General features: G+C 38.6%; 14 protein-coding genes. 4 read left to right on the forward strand and 10 right to left on the reverse strand.

The genetic code is table 11. The features are described from left to right. Nucleotides 1-122: 122 nt before the first annotated feature. Complete coding sequence (locus tag Q0093_RS13315) at nt 123-2,318, reverse strand: lipocalin family protein (RefSeq protein WP_297931384.1); 2,196 nt, start codon at nt 2,316-2,318, stop codon at nt 123-125. Nucleotides 2,319-3,122: 804 nt separating this feature from the next. Here Q0093_RS13315 and Q0093_RS13320 point away from each other — a divergent pair. After that, complete coding sequence (locus Q0093_RS13320; protein WP_009319133.1) at nt 3,123-4,409, forward strand: hemolysin family protein; 1,287 nt, start codon at nt 3,123-3,125, stop codon at nt 4,407-4,409. 18 nt (nt 4,410-4,427) lie between these two features. On the opposite strand, the gene Q0093_RS13325 is transcribed toward Q0093_RS13320, so the two are convergent. The 4 genes from Q0093_RS13325 to speA all read right to left on the reverse strand — a co-directional run bounded on the left by Q0093_RS13325 (nt 4,428) and on the right by speA (nt 8,899). Next, on the reverse strand, nt 4,428-5,057 hold the full coding sequence (locus tag Q0093_RS13325; protein WP_297305226.1) for a DUF3256 family protein: 630 nt from the start codon (nt 5,055-5,057) through the stop codon (nt 4,428-4,430). A gap of 136 nt (nt 5,058-5,193) precedes the next feature. Further along, nucleotides 5,194-6,096, reverse strand: a complete 903-nt coding sequence (locus Q0093_RS13330; protein ID WP_294177205.1) for an EamA family transporter — start codon at nt 6,094-6,096, stop codon at nt 5,194-5,196. A gap of 115 nt (nt 6,097-6,211) precedes the next feature. After that, the gene (truA, locus tag Q0093_RS13335) at nt 6,212-6,970 is read right to left on the reverse strand and encodes a tRNA pseudouridine(38-40) synthase TruA (RefSeq protein ID WP_297931388.1); all 759 of its coding nucleotides are present in this window, start codon (nt 6,968-6,970) and stop codon (nt 6,212-6,214) included. A 33-nt stretch (nt 6,971-7,003) separates the two neighbouring features. After that, nucleotides 7,004-8,899, reverse strand: a complete 1,896-nt coding sequence (speA, locus tag Q0093_RS13340; protein ID WP_297931390.1) for a biosynthetic arginine decarboxylase — start codon at nt 8,897-8,899, stop codon at nt 7,004-7,006. A 278-nt stretch (nt 8,900-9,177) separates the two neighbouring features. Here speA and Q0093_RS13345 point away from each other — a divergent pair, with 278 nt between their 5' ends. Next, nucleotides 9,178-10,185 (forward strand): class II fructose-bisphosphate aldolase, encoded by a 1,008-nt coding sequence (locus tag Q0093_RS13345; protein WP_022600684.1) that lies wholly within the window; start codon nt 9,178-9,180, stop codon nt 10,183-10,185. A 102-nt stretch (nt 10,186-10,287) separates the two neighbouring features. On the opposite strand, the gene Q0093_RS13350 is transcribed toward Q0093_RS13345, so the two are convergent. Next, complete coding sequence (locus Q0093_RS13350; RefSeq protein ID WP_297931394.1) at nt 10,288-12,594, reverse strand: two-component regulator propeller domain-containing protein; 2,307 nt, start codon at nt 12,592-12,594, stop codon at nt 10,288-10,290. Between the two features lie 299 nt (nt 12,595-12,893). On the opposite strand from Q0093_RS13350, the gene Q0093_RS13355 reads away from it, so the two are divergent. Then, nucleotides 12,894-13,877: an aminodeoxychorismate synthase component I gene (locus Q0093_RS13355; RefSeq protein ID WP_297931396.1), complete on the forward strand. Its 984-nt coding sequence runs from the start codon at nt 12,894-12,896 to the stop codon at nt 13,875-13,877. Next, entirely contained in the window at nt 13,861-14,451 is a 591-nt protein-coding gene (locus Q0093_RS13360) for an aminotransferase class IV family protein (protein WP_297931398.1), read from the forward strand. Before Q0093_RS13355 ends, Q0093_RS13360 begins: the two co-directional genes overlap by 17 nt. Nucleotides 14,452-14,529: 78 nt before the next feature. Here the strand turns inward: Q0093_RS13360 and Q0093_RS13365 are convergent, their stop codons facing one another. From Q0093_RS13365 to Q0093_RS13380, 4 genes are all read right to left on the reverse strand, one after another. Beyond that, entirely contained in the window at nt 14,530-16,182 is a 1,653-nt protein-coding gene (locus tag Q0093_RS13365; RefSeq protein ID WP_294177215.1) for a tetratricopeptide repeat protein, read from the reverse strand. Nucleotides 16,183-16,211: 29 nt separating this feature from the next. Continuing rightward, a complete protein-coding gene (locus Q0093_RS13370) occupies nt 16,212-17,171 on the reverse strand; it encodes a PstS family phosphate ABC transporter substrate-binding protein (protein WP_297931401.1) in 960 nt (319 codons plus the stop codon). A 347-nt stretch (nt 17,172-17,518) separates the two neighbouring features. Next, complete coding sequence (locus Q0093_RS13375) at nt 17,519-18,349, reverse strand: energy transducer TonB (RefSeq protein WP_294177217.1); 831 nt, start codon at nt 18,347-18,349, stop codon at nt 17,519-17,521. Nucleotides 18,350-18,372: 23 nt separating this feature from the next. After that, a complete protein-coding gene (locus Q0093_RS13380; RefSeq protein ID WP_022390511.1) occupies nt 18,373-19,041 on the reverse strand; it encodes a biopolymer transporter ExbD in 669 nt (222 codons plus the stop codon). Between the last annotated feature and the right edge of the window lie 24 nt (nt 19,042-19,065).

A 19,065-nucleotide genomic window follows, 5' to 3' on the forward strand; every position in this document is an offset into this window, starting at 1 on the left:
CGCAAACAGTCGTTGGCGAAGTAATATCGTAATAAATACCCCCGCTCTCAAAATCATACGCATGGGCTGACATGCAGAACAATAGCCCTAATAATAAGCAGAAATTTTTTCTCATGATTTATTCAATTTAGATTATTTGTTATTTTGTGATAAGTATCGATTTCATAAAACTCATACGTAACGACGTTGTTCTCCGTCTCTTTTTCGTGCATCTCCATAGTCAGTGTCGAAGCGGAAAGATCTTTTACAGTCCAGAAAGATTCCGCATCCGAATCCCATACACAGATTTTACCTGATTTATAGTCCCATGTACCGAAAGCGTCTTCCACAAATACCCCATCTTCGTACATGTAAAACTTGCAAGTTCCGTCTTCATTGAAAACTATACGACTTCCCTCTTCTCCAGAAGAATTATTCCATTCATCTACATACCCACCTTGTTTGACCCATCCCGAATTTGACACACGCTGCCATGTCCCGATGAGAAAGGAAGTTACCTTTACATAAGTAGTTTTTTCATATTCTTCGCCATACCCATCTTTATGGAAGAATTCCAATACCAATTTTGATTCGTTAAGTTCCACAATAGTTGCCACATGACTACGTCCCATATATCCAGGATCGTATTCAGAATCGTTACTCCATGTAGTAGTGATGATTAGCTGATTACCATTTAAGACCCAATTCCCTCCTGCTACTGTTCCATACATTGTATCCATGAACGTCCCATCCTCTTTGAAACAGAAAATTCCATCCGCAGAAATATCTTTGTCCCATTCTTCATTATTTTCGGGATTGGAAAAACTGTGATAATATCCTTGTGAATGGACTTCGATCCAACGCCCGACTAAGCCGCTACTTTCTTCATTTTTTAAAGTAAACGTATGCCTCGGCTCACCGGGATAAAAGGAATCTCCCCACATCACATAGGGACAAAGTGTATATTCGACATCATCCTGCAAGTTATCGAACGAACATGTCAACGGATTTGAGAAGTTCTCATTCAAAAAATAATTTACAGGTTTAGAATAGGAATCGACCTGATTCCCTTTATATAAAGCCACCCCTACGGCAGCTCCGAATAACAGGTCACGTCCCACAGAATAGTCGGCTGAGACCGATTTACGATCTTTATCGATCTTAATATTTTTATTCTCAAAAGCAGGGAAAAGATATGATTCTCTTTCAAAAAATGATTTATCCCAAATAGGAAATTCCGCTCCTTCTCCAAAAATTTGAGCATCTACCTTTGCTCCAATTTTTATCCCTAACCCGGCCTTAATTTTTGAATCTTTGTTTTTTCTAAACAAATCCGTATCAACCAAATCGATGACAAAATTCCCTGTTTCGTTCAGCCCGAATTTAGGTTCGATGGCAATTTTCATATTTTCATTATTAAACAACCTCAATTCGATAGCCGTTGCTATTCCCGCAAAGAAACCGCCATTCAACGATATACCGGCCGTAGTTTTACAACCGAAATTATCATCACCGCTGTTCCAATCCCGCGCATTTCCACTCCATATTCCGTCTTTATATTCAATAGCACCGATCGTCTTCTTCGCATAAGTCATACCTGCATCGACGGATATTTCACCTTCTCCCTCCACAATTCCATATAGCTGCAATACCGGAGAGATAACAATATTACTTAAAGAAGCGGATAACGGAATCTCATTGCCTATCGGATGCCTTAATTCTAATCTCTTTTCCGTCGACAAACTGAAATTCAAATCACCTGAGACCTTAGATTGCAGAATTATATACCCATAAGGAGGTTTATGAGCACGGTTATTAATATCGATATGAATATCCAGCTTAAAACCCAGACTGGCTGTCCCGGTAACCGATGCGGAGTTTTGTTCGAATGTTATAGGTTGTTCCATACAAAAAAATCCATCTTCATCTTTCCTGACCGAAACACGGGTAGCAGGCACTAAATCGACACTTTCTTTTATAACAAGCCTGTCAAACACGGCATCTAAAGGAGCCGGCTCTGTCTCGACCTTATACCGACCCGCTTCCTCCGTTATTTGAGTAACCCTACCTAAAAAACCATAGGGCAGGTGTTTTGATTTTTCAGACGTAAAAAGGATTTGACCGATCGACGGGAGATCTTTACCCTCTATCGTATTCTCAAAAGAGAGGACACCTCCGTCGACAGTAACTATGGCATTGATTTGTCGCTCGTTTAACACCACTGTATTCTCATTGAATACCGTCTCGACAGAATCAGATTCTTCTATATCCCCGGTCTCTTCTTTTGAACAAGAACAGATGAAAAGGACAAAAAAGAAAATAAATAATTTTCTTTCCATTGCTTTCAAGCACAACTTTATGCCCTAAATTCCCGAACCGGCGATTAAACATAAAGACACAAAAAAAGCGTGGGAACTTGTCAGTTTATCTAATAAGAGGTATCGCCAAACACCTACGCAGAAATAAACAGCCAACCCACGCCCGACCGTATATACTCACTCACGTGACTATATGGCTAAGCATGAACGTTTGCACTGTTATATCCTTCTGCTTATTCGAAAATTGGCGATTTTCTTATTAAGGATAAAACTAAACGCTTTTACTAAACATGTATTGTCGAAACAAAGCCGACGCTTTCAACGACACGACAAAGATAGTGATTATTTGCGTTTTTAACAAACGTTCATGAGAGTTGGCCACAACAAAATGATAAAAAAACATGTAAAATTTCACACAAATATTTTTACAAACAAACTCAGCAAACAACAAGGAGTGTTATTTTACAGCAAAACCGGCAACAGCAGATAAGTAAAAAGCCTCTGATCAAAATAAGTCTGAATAATACCTGACTAAATGCTCTTTCTCAAAATTTAAACAGACCTATTAAGAGCCTGTTTAAATTTTACTCGGGTCAGATTTGAGAATTTCTTTCGAGTATGTTTTTCTGTTTTCAGGAAGAGGATAGCGGGCTATCTGACGAGTGAAAACGGGAAAAAAGACCGGAAGAAAACGCAAAGATGACCTGATAATATTTTCTAATTGGAAAATTGAGACCGGCTCTTAAATAAAGTTTGTAAATTATCTTTCTGAAATTATGAGTTTTTTTATGAATGCATTATCTTCGGGAAATTAAAGATTAATTTATGGAAATTATCATTATTCTTATTCTTATTATTTTAAACGGAACTTTATCCATGTCGGAAATCGCCCTCGTATCGGCAAGAAAATCACGACTTGAGGCAGATGCCAAACGGGGTAGTAAAACTGCCCGTACTGCATTAAAATTGGCTAACGAACCTGACAGATTCCTTTCTACCATTCAAATCGGGATCACTCTCATCGGAATTCTTACAGGTCTTTATTCCGGAGAATCTTTTGCCGGAAACTTTGCCGTAATAATCGCCCAAATAGAGCCGTTAGCTCCATACTCATTAGCCATAGCCAAAATTATAATCGTTACGATCGTCACCTATCTGACTTTAATCATCGGGGAACTTGTCCCCAAACGAATCGGTATGGCAGCAGCCGAACGTGTTGCCCGCATCGTATCCAAGCCGATGTATTTTATATCGAAAATTGCAGCTCCGTTCGTAATATTATTAACAAAAAGTACAGCCTTAGTTTTAAAATTATTAGGCATAAATCCCAATGAAGAAGGGAAAGTCACCGAAGATGAGATTAAAGCGATTATCAGAGAAGGGACTGAAGACGGTGAGGTACAAGAAGTAGAACAAGATATCGTCGAACGGGTCTTTAATTTGGGAGACAGAAATGTCGGCTCTATCATGACTCACCGAAATGAACTCACATGGATAGACATTTCTACCGATAAAGAAACTTTGAAAAAAGAGATAAGCCAAAATTTTTATCATGTATATCCTGTATCCGACGGAAAGCTTGATCATGTCGTAGGTATACTTCAATCAAAGGACTTGTTTGGAAAAATAGACTCTCCCGATTTTTCAATTTGGCAGCATATCATCCCGCCGCATTATATTCCCGAAACGATGAGCGTATATAATGCACTGGAAAAAATGAAAAAAGAAAGGATAAAGTACGGTCTGGTAACAGATGAGTTCGGAAGCATTCAAGGAATCGTCACTTCGGGAGATATTATGGAGGCCTTGCTCGGCGCACTTCCCGAATTGGGAGAAGAACCGGATATCGTTGTCAGAGAAGACGGGTCATGTCTTGTAGACGGACAATGTTCTTTCTATGACTTTTTGGCACACTTCGATCTGGAGGGTCTATATAATGAATATAATTATAATACGTTAAGCGGGCTTATCTTAGGGGTATTGGAACATATTCCCACTACAGGAGAAAAATTCCAATGGCAAGGATTCGAATTCGAAATTGTCGATATGGACTCAGCCCGTATCGATAAAGTTCTGGCTACCCGGATAAACGATCAGGAAGAAGACGAATAAAAAATACGTTTAAGACGATCAATTTTTTAATTCATATCGTTTTCCGTTCCAATAATATTGTAACGCCTCTTTTTTCAAAAAAGGGGCGATTTGTTTATAAATCTCATCCGGAAGATAATCTTTTATCGTACAATCAACCGTCAATACATCATTATCCGGAGAAAAACGATATTCGGCAAGCATCATATCTACCATTCCCAAAGCCTCATCTCTTCCGGGAACTTCTTGAGCGACAAAAAAATCGGCATTGACAGGAAACTGTAGAAAATCTTTCGTGTCGAGAAGCTGCCACTGTTCATCATAAAAGCTTATCCGACTATCGCATGCGGGAGCACACACCGTACGAACTACCGCAATAATATCCGCCGTATCTTTAGACAAAACACATATCTCCATTTTAGAGACATCAGAAAGAGATACAGACATATATTTATCCGACATCGCCGTGATCTCGGAATTTCCGCCCAAAGCATTCGTAATGCCGCCTTTCTGTCCGTGTTGAAAAAAATCTATCATATCCTTACGTCGATTCGGCTCTATCTGAAGCAACAATTCTTCCGGCATAGAGACAAAATAAGCGGCGACTTGTTGGGCTTTCAGCCCCGATATACATAATAGAAAACAAAAAGCAAGAATAACTCTGTTCATAACATCTTTCTTTGAGAAACAAAGATAAACAATAAAAACGAGAAGACGGTAAAACGAAAAAAGAATAAAGACATAACTCTTGTTTAAATCTTGTCCGACAGCCATCTGCCGTGATCGAAAACGAGTAACAAGATATCTACCGGCTTCCCAAATAGAGAAAATACATACCGATCAATACCAATATCAAATCGATAGCTTTATCCTTGATATTCTTCTCACGGAAAAAGAATACGCCGAAGACAAAACTAACCACGACTCCGCTTCGTCTCGCCATAGAGACTATAGAAATCATAGAATCGGGAAAACTCAATGCATAAAAATAGACAAAATCTGCGACAACAAGGAATAGGGAAATAAGAAAAATACTGTTCCGCCACCGAAACGGCGTAGTTCTTTTTCGATGAGGATACCATAAGAACAGTAATATAAAAAACATGATCACCATTTGATAATAAGTGTACCATACTTGAACAGTCATACGGTCAAAACCGTTTGACATCAGATATTTATCATACAACCCGCTCATCGATCCCGTTATAGTTGCCAAAACAATAAACCATATCCAGCGATTATGAACGAAACTGATCCCTTCCTTTTTTCCGGCAGACGACAGCATAAAGAAAGAGACAATGGCGATAGTAACCCCGATCCACTGATACAGATTCAACCGTTCTCCAAAAACCAATAAAGCGCCCAACAGTGTAAGAACCGGCTGAGAAGCTTTGATCGTTGCCGCAATCGTAATAGGCAAATGCTTCATCGCATAATATGCAAAAATCCATGAAGCCAGTACGATTACAGCTTTCAATATTATAAAAAGATGTGTTTCAAAAGAAACTTTGGGAACATACACAAGAGTATCCTGCATCATTTCCGGACAGAAACGGGACAATAAAATAACAGGAAGAAACAACAAACTACAAAATACTGTATTCAGAAAAAGTACGGGAATCACGGCGTTCCCTTCCAACGCCATCTTTTTAAAAACTTCATACATCCCCAAAAGGGTTGCCGAAATAAAAGCAAATGTAAGCCACATATCGATTAATCATTCAAAAGCATTACCGTCTCTGCCATCACAAAATTTCTCAAAAAAACATTCTCGAAAGAAAATTCCAAACCTCTGTCTGACCCGAGCAAAACTTAAACAGGCTCTAAAATTGCACATCGAATATTTCTTCCGGATATTCTATATTCACAAGAAAGAGCGCATTCCCGGGAGCTGAAATACCGGCTTTGCAACGATTCTTATCTTCTATAATCCGACAAAAGTCTCCGACCGAAAGCCGCCCTCTTCCCACATCATAAAGAGTTCCGACAATCGCTCTCACCATATTTCGGAGAAAACGATCTGCCTTAATTTCAAACACCCACAAATCGTTTTCTTTTTCCCAATGAGCTTTCATAATACGGCAATTATTGGTCTTTACATCGGTATGCAGCTTACTGAAACTTGTAAAATCGGTATAACGAAACAGACAAGAGGCTGCCTCATTCATCTTTTCGAAATCGAGATTTCCATGATAACGCCAAGCATACATCCCGGAAAACGGATCTTTGCGGTCGATCATATAATAACGGTAAGTGCGGGACAAGGCATCGAACCGACTATGAGCATCCGCCCGTACCGGAACGATTTTATAGACAGAAATATCAGAAGGCAATACCCGGTTCAACTTCTCTACTAACCCTTGAAGATCCTGAAGCACATCTTCCGTATCAAAATGTGCGACCATCAAACGGGCATGTACTCCGGCATCCGTTCTTCCCGCCCCGACAATCGGAGTCTCTCTCCGTAATAATAAAGTCAAAGCTTCCTCTATACGCTCCTGTACTGTCACACCATTAGGTTGTACCTGCCAACCGTGATATCGAGTACCGCTATAAGCCAAATACAAAAAATAACGTTGCACTGTAACCTCTCCTTTGATCTGTACCGCTTTTTATCAATCTTTCTCAAGATAGGTATAGCCGTATAATCCCGATCTGTAATTCGATAAAAACTCACGTCCCTCCTCCGGTGTTATAATACCGGATTTCATAGAAGTCGTTACCCAAGTCTCTACACTCCGAACCATCTTTTTCGGATTAAACTGTACATAATCCAATACTTCTGCAACCGTCTCTCCGTCAATTACCTGGTCGATTTCATAATGATCTTTATACACGCTTACATGCACGGCATTCGTATCTCCGAACAGATTGTGCAGGTCTCCCAGAATTTCTTGATAAGCCCCGACAAGAAACACTCCTATATAATAGGGATCTTTAGTAAGGCTATGTACCGGAAGGTGATAATTAAAATTCCGGGTAGAAATAAAGTTATCGATTTTACCATCCGAGTCGCAAGTTATATCCTGTATGGTTGCGGTACGTTCAGGTTTCTCATCCAACCGGCTTATCGGCATTATCGGGAATATCTGGTCTATCGCCCAAGAATCAGGTAAAGACTGGAATAATGAGAAGTTACAGAAATACTTATCCGGCAACATTTTGGCAATCTTCTTCAATTCTTCAGGAGAATGCTTTATCTCATTAGCCATTTCATATACTTCGCGCGCTATCGACCAAAAAAGACGCTCCACTTGGGCACGGGTACGTAAATCGAGCATTCCGAGTCCGAACAAGTCGAGAGCTTCCTCCCGTATTTGCAGGGCATCATGCCAAGTTTCGATAAGGCGGGGTTGATTCATTGTATCCCACAATTTATACAACTCCTGAACCAATTCATGATCTTTTTCCGAAACAGACTCATCTTCTGACCACGAAGGTAAAGTCGTCGTTTCAAGAACTTCAAATATAAGGACAGAATGATGGGCGGTCAGGGAACGTCCCGACTCCGTAATAATATTAGGCTGAGGAATATCGTTCTTCACACAAGCATCCACTAATGCAGAAATAGAGTCATTCACATATTCCTGTATCGAATAGTTCATACTGCTCTCGCTCGAAGAAGAGCGAGTCCCGTCATAATCGACTCCCAATCCGCCTCCGATATCGACAAAATCGATATTGAAGCCCATATTATGAAGCTGTACATAGAATTGAGAAGCCTCGCGTAGAGCATTTTTTATACGACGGATTTTGGTAACCTGACTACCTATATGAAAATGTATCAGATGCAAGCAATCTTGCATTTTATTCTTTTCCAGAATATCCAATGCTTCAAGTAATTCGCTGGAATTAAGTCCGAATTTACTGACATCACCTCCCGACTCTTCCCATTTGCCGCTGCCCGAACTCGCAAGTTTTATACGAATACCGATATTCGGATGTATCTTCAACCGTTTAGAAATAGAAGCGATTAATTTCAGCTCATTCAATTTTTCCACCACCAGAAAAATACGACGACCCATTTTTTGCGCCAACAAAGCCAACTCGATATAATTCTCATCCTTATAACCGTTACAGATTATCAGGGAATTTTCATCGATATTAATAGCCAAAACAGCATGCAATTCAGGCTTAGACCCCGCCTCAAGTCCGATATTGAATTTTTTACCGTGGCTAACGATCTCCTCCACTACCGGACGCATCTGATTTACTTTTATCGGATAAATGATAAAATTCTGTGCCGTGTAGCCATACTCCTCCGCAGCCTGCTCAAAACATTTTGAGATTTTCTCGATCCGGTTATCCAAAATATCCGGGAAACGTACCAGAACAGGTGATGTAACATCTCTTACCTGCAACTCATCCATTAACTCCTTCAGATCGACCGAAGCATTCCCCTCACGAGGTGTTACCGCTACATGACCTTTGTCATTAATAGAAAAATATTTCAGCCCCCATCCGTTAATATTATACAGCTCGGCCGAATCCTCAATACGCCATCTTCTCATTCTCTTTTAATCTGAAATGTTTTATAAATTAATAACGAACTTAATTACAGAAAATTAAACCATTAGACACTCTAAACGGTTTTTATAATTATCAAGTGGACAAAAATACTTATAAAAAATGAAAGGGAAAAGAAGAAACCTAAATTTATCGGGTTCTATCATAATATTGCAGACCAGAGTGTTTTCACATATTTTTTTTAAGTTTCGGATGTTTCGGTTTGTAAGAATTTTAGTACCTTTGTGTAGTTTTTATTTATTAACGCAAATACATTAAAAAAATGGTTAGTTACAAAGATTTAGGCCTCGTAAACACCAGAGAGATGTTTGCTAAGGCTATTAAAGGTGGCTATGCGATTCCGGCTTTCAACTTCAATAATATGGAACAGTTGCAAGCTATTATCCAAGCTGCAGTAGAAACCAACTCTCCGGTTATTCTTCAAGTTTCAAAAGGTGCACGTCAATATGCCAATCAGACGCTGCTTCGCTATATGGCTGAAGGCGCAGTTGAATACGCCAAAGAATTAGGTTGCAAAAATCCTCAGATCGTTCTTCATCTTGATCATGGAGATTCTTTTGAATTATGCAAATCCTGTATCGACATGGGATTCTCGTCTGTAATGATCGACGGATCTCACCTTCCTTATGACGAAAATGTAGCGCTTACTAAGAAAGTAGTAGAATATGCTCATCAGTTCGATGTAACCGTAGAAGGAGAACTCGGTGTATTGGCCGGTGTCGAAGATGAAGTTTCTGCAGAACATCATACCTATACCAAACCCGAAGAAGTAGTAGATTTCGTTACCAAAACCGGATGCGACAGTTTGGCTATTTCTATCGGAACATCTCATGGTGCTAACAAATTCAAACCGGAACAATGTACCCGTAATGCTGACGGAATCCTCGTTCCTCCCCCCTTGCGCTTCGACGTACTGGAAGGTGTAGAAAAAGAACTTCCGGGATTCCCTATCGTTCTTCACGGTGCATCATCTGTACCTCAAGAAGAAGTCGCTACAATCAACAAATATGGAGGTGCTTTGAAAGATGCAATCGGAATTCCCGAAGAACAATTGCGTAAAGCAGCTAAATCGGCAGTTTGCAAAATCAACATCGACTCAGACAGCCGTTTGGCTATGACTGCTGCTGTCCGTGAAGTATTTGCCACAAAACCGGCAGAATTTGACCCTCGTAAATATTTAGGTCCGGCTCGTGACAATATGAAAAAACTGTACAAACACAAAATCGAAGATGTTTTGGGTAGCGCAGGAAAAGGTGGTTGCTGCTGTTAATCAAAAATAGTAAATAAAGAAAATAGCGGTGATAAAATCCTATCATCGCTATTTTTTTACAACTTCGAAAAACTTAACGAATCAAACAATCTCATTAAAAAATCAATTCTTAGTTCGCTCTTGTTCATCAACATAAGACATCGGAGAAACACCGATCTCTCTTTTAAAAACCTTACTGAAATATTTTGCATCATTAAAACCGGTCATATCAGCTATTTCCGAAATAGTATATATATTTAACTTCAACAATTGTACCGCTCGTTTAATTCTCATCTCTTTTATGAAATTCGCGGGAGTCTTATCAAGCAAATCTTTCATACGGTTATACAAAATCGTACGACTCATCCCCATATAAGCTGCAAAATCATCAACAGACAATTCCGGCTTATCCATATTCGACTCTACAAACAATTTTGCCGCTTCCAAAAATTGCTCGTCAGGAGAAAAGTCCACTTTGGGTAATGAAGGAGATATATCTGGCAATGAACTCCTCGGAACAAAAGGCAGACGGTTATAAAACAAAAAAATCGAAACAACGACCAATAAGCCTATCACAATAAACCATACTCCTCCTTTATAAAATGAAGAGCGTACATCAATTATAAACGTACGATCATTATTCATCCATATACCGTAACTATCAGTAGAACGAACCGTCAACACATGCCTGCCTTTCGACAAATCATCTAATTCTATAACTTTACCATAATCAAGATCTCGCCAAACGGTATCAGTATCCAAACGATAACTATAACGTATAGTTCCCGGCCGATAATCCAGAGCCACAGGACTTATCCGGACATGCTCTCCCAAACGAACGGTCAACAAACTATCTGTCGGGACAAACAAAGAATCCTCGACTTGAATATATCTCCAATATAAAGGAGGAAGAAATTTTTCTGAAGATTCTAAACTCATTTCTACAAAACCGTCCGCCGTACCTAAGAAAAGCTTATTATCCTTCAGCATGGGAATACCTTCTGAGAAAGTGATATTTTTACCGAAAAAATCTTGACTGAAAGTTTGTATGTTTCCATCTGTAAACAATCGCACTAAACTATTATCAGACACAAACCAAATATTTCCCGAAAGTTCTTCTGCAATGGATAATACGACATCATAAGAAACATTTCCTAATCTGACAGGAATAAGCTGCCAATGTCCGGATTCTGAACACAATCTGAAAATACCCGCCCCAATCGTAGAAACATATATATCCCCTCTATTGGCCTTATGAACAAATGTAAAATCGGAACTCCCTATTTTTCGCAACACTTTTCCTGTGCTGTCAACAAGGTACAAACCATTAGTCGAGGCACAAATAAGACCCGCATCAAAAGACCCTATACACCTGATACGCTGTCCGGGAAGTCCGTTCTTTAATAAATTCACACTATCCCCCCTCACGGAAACAATAGAAAATCCATTACCAAACGTTCCGATCCACAATCTGTCCGAATCATCAAAAAACAAGGAATATATCCGATCATCAGCCAACCCATGAGACTTTTGCGTATAATGACTGACTGTATATTTCTTATCACCCTCAGGGACAAGGCTATAAAGGCCGTCTCCTTTTGTCCCGATCCATATTCTTCCCGATCTATCCTCTTTTACCACATACGCATTAGCACCGAAATGGACGGGAACTTGCGTTACAGACCCATTTTTCGAAAGATACCCCTCAAAATCTCCCTCCTTATTATAAACATAAATATCTCCGCTTTTAGCACCGATCCACAAACGTCCGGATTTTGCACTACATGCAATCGCTCTGATCTCATCTCCAAAAAGTAAAGAATTCTCTGTTTTTACATGTGTCCGGTAAATATAAGATTCCGGTGAAAACGATAATTTATATAAAACATCATCAAAATTGACCCAAAAATTACCCTGTCTATCAGAAAATGAGGCATGCAAAGTGTTCTTCAACCGTTTATTACTCTTCACAGGAAGAAAATATCGCTCTCCAGAATCACGGTGGATAATAAGCAATCCGCCTTGCTCGACTTGCAATAAATAAGGATTAGGCGGATAAGAAATTAATTTCTCAGCTCCCGTACATTGCATAAATCTACAAGTAGCCGGATCAAAAATATAAACGCTATCATTATAATTATGACAATAAATACGCCCGTCCTCCGTTTCTGCTATTCGAAGCAATCTTCCTATCGTCGAACCGTTCGGTAACATATTCCATGTTTCAAAACGAGAAGCGTCATAACGACACAACCCATTCCATGTCGCCATCCAGATATATCCTTTAGAGTCTTGTATTATATTAGATATCACCCGATGAGATAATCCGTCGTCAACAGTATAAGAACTGATCTGCAATACCTTTTTCCCCTGAGATAAGCAAACCGGAATATTTATAACCAATGACAAAATAAAGATTAAGAGTTTCATGGGGAATAGTAGTTTGAGACAAATATATTAATTATTCTCAAGAATCAACACAAATCATACCTCTAAGAACCTGTCTAAATTTTGTATGGACATATTTTCTGAGAACTGTCTCGAGAATATTTTTTCCGATAAGAAACGTAGCGACATGACTGCGAAGCGGGAAAATAGACCGGAAAAAACACAAAGATGATCTGATAGTATTTTTCATTGAAAAATTTAGACTGGCTTTAAAATTCAAATATATTTTTCATAAAAATCAGAGTATAGCCCTTATTTTTGCAAAACAAATCTACCAACTTATGCACTTATTCTCACAAACCGATATTATTAAAGAGTTAAATAATCTCGGAAAATACGGAAAAGAATTTATATTTATCATCAATTACCAAGGAGACGAAGCCTATATTCTCGAACTATCCGATATTGATCCCGACTTAATTCTATATGACTTTAACGGAGTAACGAACTGTCCGAAAGGTCACAAAAATAACTCTTTACCGATAACATGGAAACCTCAATTTATCCCTTTCAGTGAATATCGGCACTCGTTTTCTATAATAGAAAAAAATATATTACGAGGTAATTCGTATTTAACGAACCTGACTTGTGCAACTTCGGTAGAAACGAATCTTTCATTAAAAGAAATTTTCGAATATAGCCAAGCTCCTTATCGCCTTTGGATAAAAAATCAGCTAACCGTATTTTCTCCTGAAATCTTTATTCAAATTTGCAATGATGAAATATCTTCTTTTCCAATGAAAGGAACGATAGATTCCAGAGTTCCGGATGCCGAAATGCAAATATTAAATGACCCTAAAGAAAGTGCAGAACATGCAACGATCGTAGATCTCATACGAAATGATTTGAGCAAAATAGCCAATAATGTACACGTACCCCGATATCGGTATATAGACAAAATTATAACCAATAAAGGAGAACTTTTACAAGTCAGTTCCGAAATACGAGGAAAGCTCAAGCTCGTCTTCCCTGAAAAAGTCGGAGACATTCTTTACAATCTTCTCCCCGCCGGCTCAATTACAGGTGCACCTAAAAAGGCCACCATGAAAATTATCCGGTCTGCCGAAACTTATAATCGAGGATTTTACACCGGGATCATGGGATATTGCAATAAATCGACATTAGAAAGTGCCGTTATGATAAGATTTATAGAACAACAAGGAAATAAAAAGATTTTTAAAAGCGGAGGAGGCATAACCGCACAAAGCGATGTGATTAAAGAATATAATGAAATGAAACAAAAAGTATATGTCCCTATTCACTGAAACCATACGAATTATTGACGGTAAAGCGTTCAATATCGATCTACACAATCAAAGATTAAATTCTACTCGACTACACTTTTTCGGGAAAACATCCGAAATAAATATCGACAATATGATTGACCCTTCTCCCTATAAAGAATTGACCAAATGCCGTATTGTCTATAATAAAGAAATAGTATCCATAGAATATATTCCTTATCAAGTACGTCCTGTATCGTCTTTGAAACTGGTAAAAAATAATACTATCGAATATTCATGGAAAACAACGAATAGGGAAACAATAAACCGATTATTTGCATCCAGACAAAAATACGATGACATTCTAATCGTCAAAAACGATCTGATTACCGATACTTCTATTTGCAACGTGGCTTTTTCGGACGGGAACAGATGGGAAACTCCGGAAAATCCTTTACTAAAAGGAACTCAAAGAGAGTATCTACTAAGGCAAGGCACAATACAAGAAGCTCGTATTTCGATCGATGATATTAGTAAATACAAACACATTTCTCTATTTAATGCAATGATCGGTTTCGGAGAAATCATTTTGCCCGTAACGGGTATAAATATTTAAAAACTCCCGACAGACAAATATCTGTCGGGAGTTTTTAAATATTTAATTATCGGAACTACTCCGAAAGAAAATGATTCTTTATTGAGGTAGCTGATCCAAAAGAGCTTTGATCTCATTATTAGGATCGACAGTCAACATCTTACTCCACCATTTGCGGGTTTCAGGATAAACATTCTTTCCTGCAGCATACTCTTTTTGATAATTATAGAAACCGATATATTTATAAGCCTCCAGTAACGCAGCCTTATTCGGATTCTGAGCCTTTTCAAGAACAGTCAATAGAGCTTCGTAATATGGCTTTGCCAATCCTTCTGTCGTTTCGGGATCAAGACCGGAATTTGTACGGGCTCTCCATAAATATCCACGATAATCTTCAGGAGCTCTCTCTATTACAATAGCAAACAAGCTATCGGCCTTTTGATATATCGGTTTTTGAATAGCAAGTTTTGCAGCCTTTTCCTCTGGAGTTGCTTCGGCAGCCGGTGCTTCGGCAGAAGCGGCACGATAATAAATCGTACCTAAGAAGAAATAATCTGTCAGGCTCACATCCTGATTACGTTTCATATATTCATTATATGCATCAGCACTTTTTAGCATATCTCCGGCAGCACGATAAGCTTCGCTCAATTCCTTATAAAGTTCGACCTTTTCTTGATCAAGAGAAATCGCTTTTTCCAATACCGGTACGGCTTTATCCGCCAATTTGTTTTCAATCAATATATTCGCATAAATAATATAATCTTGTGTATTGAATTGAGGATTTCCCGGAGTATTCATAAATGTCTCCGCTGCAGTAAGAGCCTTATCATAATTCTTCAACTCATAATTATCATACATCGCCAAACGTTTCAAGATAAAATCATTCGGATTTTTTACAATCATTTTATCTACAAGATCCAGAGATTCTTGATATTTCTTATCAAAGAAAAGCAGTGCTGCATAACGCGACTGATCGCTTTCAAAATGATTGGGATTAGCCATATAACGTGCATAAGCTTCTACTGCTTGATTATATTTGCTATCCTTAAAATATGCTTCGGCCAATTCGCGTTGTGCAATAGCAGAATTAGGTTTCAGTTTTAACAGATCCTCCAATTTGGCAATAGCAAGACTCGCATTAATAGGGAAATAAATATTCGAATATTTCACATAAGCTTCCAGACAGTTTTCATCGAAGTTTTGTGCCATTTCATAAAAACCGCACGCTTCACCATATTTCCCATCTTTGACTAAAATATCTCCTTCGAATACATAAATAGGAGCATACTCTTTATCAGCATCCAAAGCCTTATCTAAATATTTCTGATATTCAGGCATTACATTTTCATAATATGCTTTTGAAACGGCAAGATAAATCTCCGGATTTTTTTTGTCCGATTTAATTGCCGCCTTGAAAAGAGCTTCAGCCTCTTTTTTATTGTTTTTCAACATCAATTTCCCTTTACCGATCGAATTATAAGGATAAAGAGGATCTGCCTGCAAACCCATTTCATAATACATACCGGCAGAATCTGGTTTATTCATTCCCGAATAAATCTCCCCTAAATAAAAATATGCCTCGGCCTTTTTAGTAGATGGGTCATTCAATGTTTTATCCAAGATTATCTTCGCCCGATCGGGTTGTCCTGATTTAAAATATTCGATACCATCCGTGTACGATTCTGCAAAAGCAGAACTCACCACCCCTCCAACAAAAAGGAAAGAAGCAAGTAACATTGACTTAGTTCGCATAATTTCTATAGTTTTCTATTATATTATTATTATAAATTTTCTCTCACATTTACGATACGGATTGCTTGTGTCGCCGGAACAATCCCGGTCTTCAAAATAATCCGCTGACCTTTATCCGATCCGACAAATGTAGTAAACCCACTTGGCAAACCGCTTTTGGGATCGGTAGTTATTATATAAACATCTCTGGTCAATGGATATAATCCCATTGCCAAATAAGCTTGATAAGGCTGATAACTGTTCGACGGATAAGCCACATCATCTCGGCTGATACCCATCACTGTAATTTTATCTGAGAAAGAAAGACGCGTCGAATCATTTTTATTTCCGATCCAACTAGCTCCGATTACACCGATAGCATTAGGAACTTCCGAAACATAATCAATCACATTTTCATTACTATCCTGAGCATTCAGATTCTTCGACAAAGGCTTTCCTGCACAAATAGAATCTATTGCAAAACGCACCGTACTCGAATTCGGATTATCGAATACAAGCTGTAATTTACCTAATTTAGATTCAGGATAAACCTGACTCCATTCCGTAACCTCTCCCGTAAGAATCCGTCGAAGCTGGTCCATAGTAATCAACGTATCCGGATTTGCTTTATTTACGATAAGGGCGACTCCGTCCGTAGCGATTTTTACTTCTTTCGGATAAAGTTTCCGAGCATTCAAAGTTTCTACTTCTTTCGGAGAAAGCCTCCGCGTCGTAACTGCCAATCTCACGCTATCTTGCAAGAGAGAGGTTATAACATCCACCTCATCGGCATAAACCGGTATTATATTAGCTTTAGGATATAGTCCTTCAAAAACATCTATCTCCTGCTCCATAATCGGCTCAAAGGTTTGGTCTGCACTTATTTTAATAAGTCCTGACGTAGGGGTTTCGGCAATCCCTTTTTTCTTAGGGGAGTTACATGCTGCAAAAATCCCAGCAAGGATAAATACCGCACAAACTGAAAAACAAAACGATCTTTTTATTTTCATTATAAAATCTCCTAACTATACCTCTGGTTTCTAATTTGTCTATAGGCCCTAAAGATACCATATATTGCGAAAACAATTCCTATACTATACCGAAATATTTCTGAAAAAGTGTTTTCAAAAAGAGGTGTGAAGATTAAAAGATAAGCCATTCCGAAGTAAATCAAGATCATAAATATCCCGAAAATATAACCCATATTAATTTTTTTTGTGGGTTTCTGTGGCTTTTGAAGATCATTTTCTGTTTCCATAACTATAGGTATTTAATCTAAAATACCCGCAGCCCTACATCTGGAGACATAGAGGTGCGGAGTATTTTAGGTGATATTGTTAATATAATAACAACAATCTTACTGCATAAGTTTAAATACTACAGGAACTGTAAAATAAACAGCAACATTATTACCGTTCTGTTTCCCCGGAATCCATTTAGGCATCATTTGGATAACTCGCACTGCTTCTTTATCCAAAGAGGATTCGACGCTTCTCAAAACCGTCACATCCTTGATTTCACCGGTTTTTGAAACTACGAAACGTACTACTACACGTCCCTGAATACCCGCTTCCTGTGCAGGAATAGGATATTTGATCTTTTCATTGATAAACTTCAGCAATGCTGCTTCACCACCAGGGAACTGAGGCATCTGTTCTACAGCCTGATACGGCTTTTCTTCCTCTACCGGAGCTTCAGGCTGAACGAATTCCTTGAAATCCGCAATGTCCTGTCCGTTGATCTCATCATTACCTTTTACATCGGCGATAGAAATAGCGATCTTATTATTAGCAGCCAATTCATCCTGCGATTTGATATCTTCTTCATCGGAAACCTCACTATCATCTTTTATGACCGGAGCCGTAAATTTGATAGAGCTCTTCAAAGGAGGAGGAGGAGTCGTCGGAGCCATCGGCTTCAATTCTTCGTTTTTCTTGACTTCTGCCTTAGGAAGATCCGACAACTGTGTTACTTCTGTAACCGTAAAATCTTCTACTTTTTCAGGAGTCATAATACGAATCAAAGAAGGGAGCGAAAAACCCACAACTGCTACAATCAATATAATAAGCATTGCAACATTATGTCGTTTCGAAGAAGTCATACGCAAGTCGTATGCTCCATAGCTCTTATTACGTCCTTCAAAAACCAAATCGCACCATTCTTTCGAAGTTAAATCTATTTTTGCCATTTTTCTTCTTTTTTAAATGAGTACTAATTAGTTTTCTTAATTTGATCCCGATCGATATTTTCCGTCAGTTTTCCTTTCTGTTCAAGGTTATCCAACAAAAACTCATCACCTTCGGTTATATCAACAATCGCATACTTACTGATGCTACAAATCTGCATCTCATCAAGAGCATCTACAAGATTCTCATAAGTCGCATCATCTGTTGCCTTTATCATTACTACGGGAGCAGTATTTACATCCTTGATCTTCATCGCCCGTTCATTATACTCTTCATCTGAAAATTTCTTTTCCAACTTTTCAGCTTTCAGAGCTTTTATTTTGGCAACGATATCTGCATTACGTCCCATCAACATAGCTCTCAAACCATCGGCTTCATACGTAGTTTCTTTTAACGAGGTGTAATCCTCATAATTAGGCTCACCGGTATAATAAAATACTCGGTCATCTCCTCCCAAAATCAACGTAATAGCACGAGATGCTTTAACTTTCGTCTGATCTTCTTCCGTAATAGACTTATCATTGGAAGGCATACTGATTTCCATCGTCTGCGGCTTACTCAATGATGTACAAAGCATGAAAAATGTGATCAAAAGCATGTTCATATCCACCATAGGAGTGAAGTCCACGCGGATCGTCATCTTCTTCTGCTTACCTTTGCCTCCCCCGTTATCTTTTTGTTGTACTTCTGCCATAATATTTTTCCTTTATGACTGTTA

This window comes from uncultured Coprobacter sp. (genome assembly GCF_947855755.1).
In the GTDB taxonomy this organism is placed as follows: domain Bacteria; phylum Bacteroidota; class Bacteroidia; order Bacteroidales; family Coprobacteraceae; genus Coprobacter.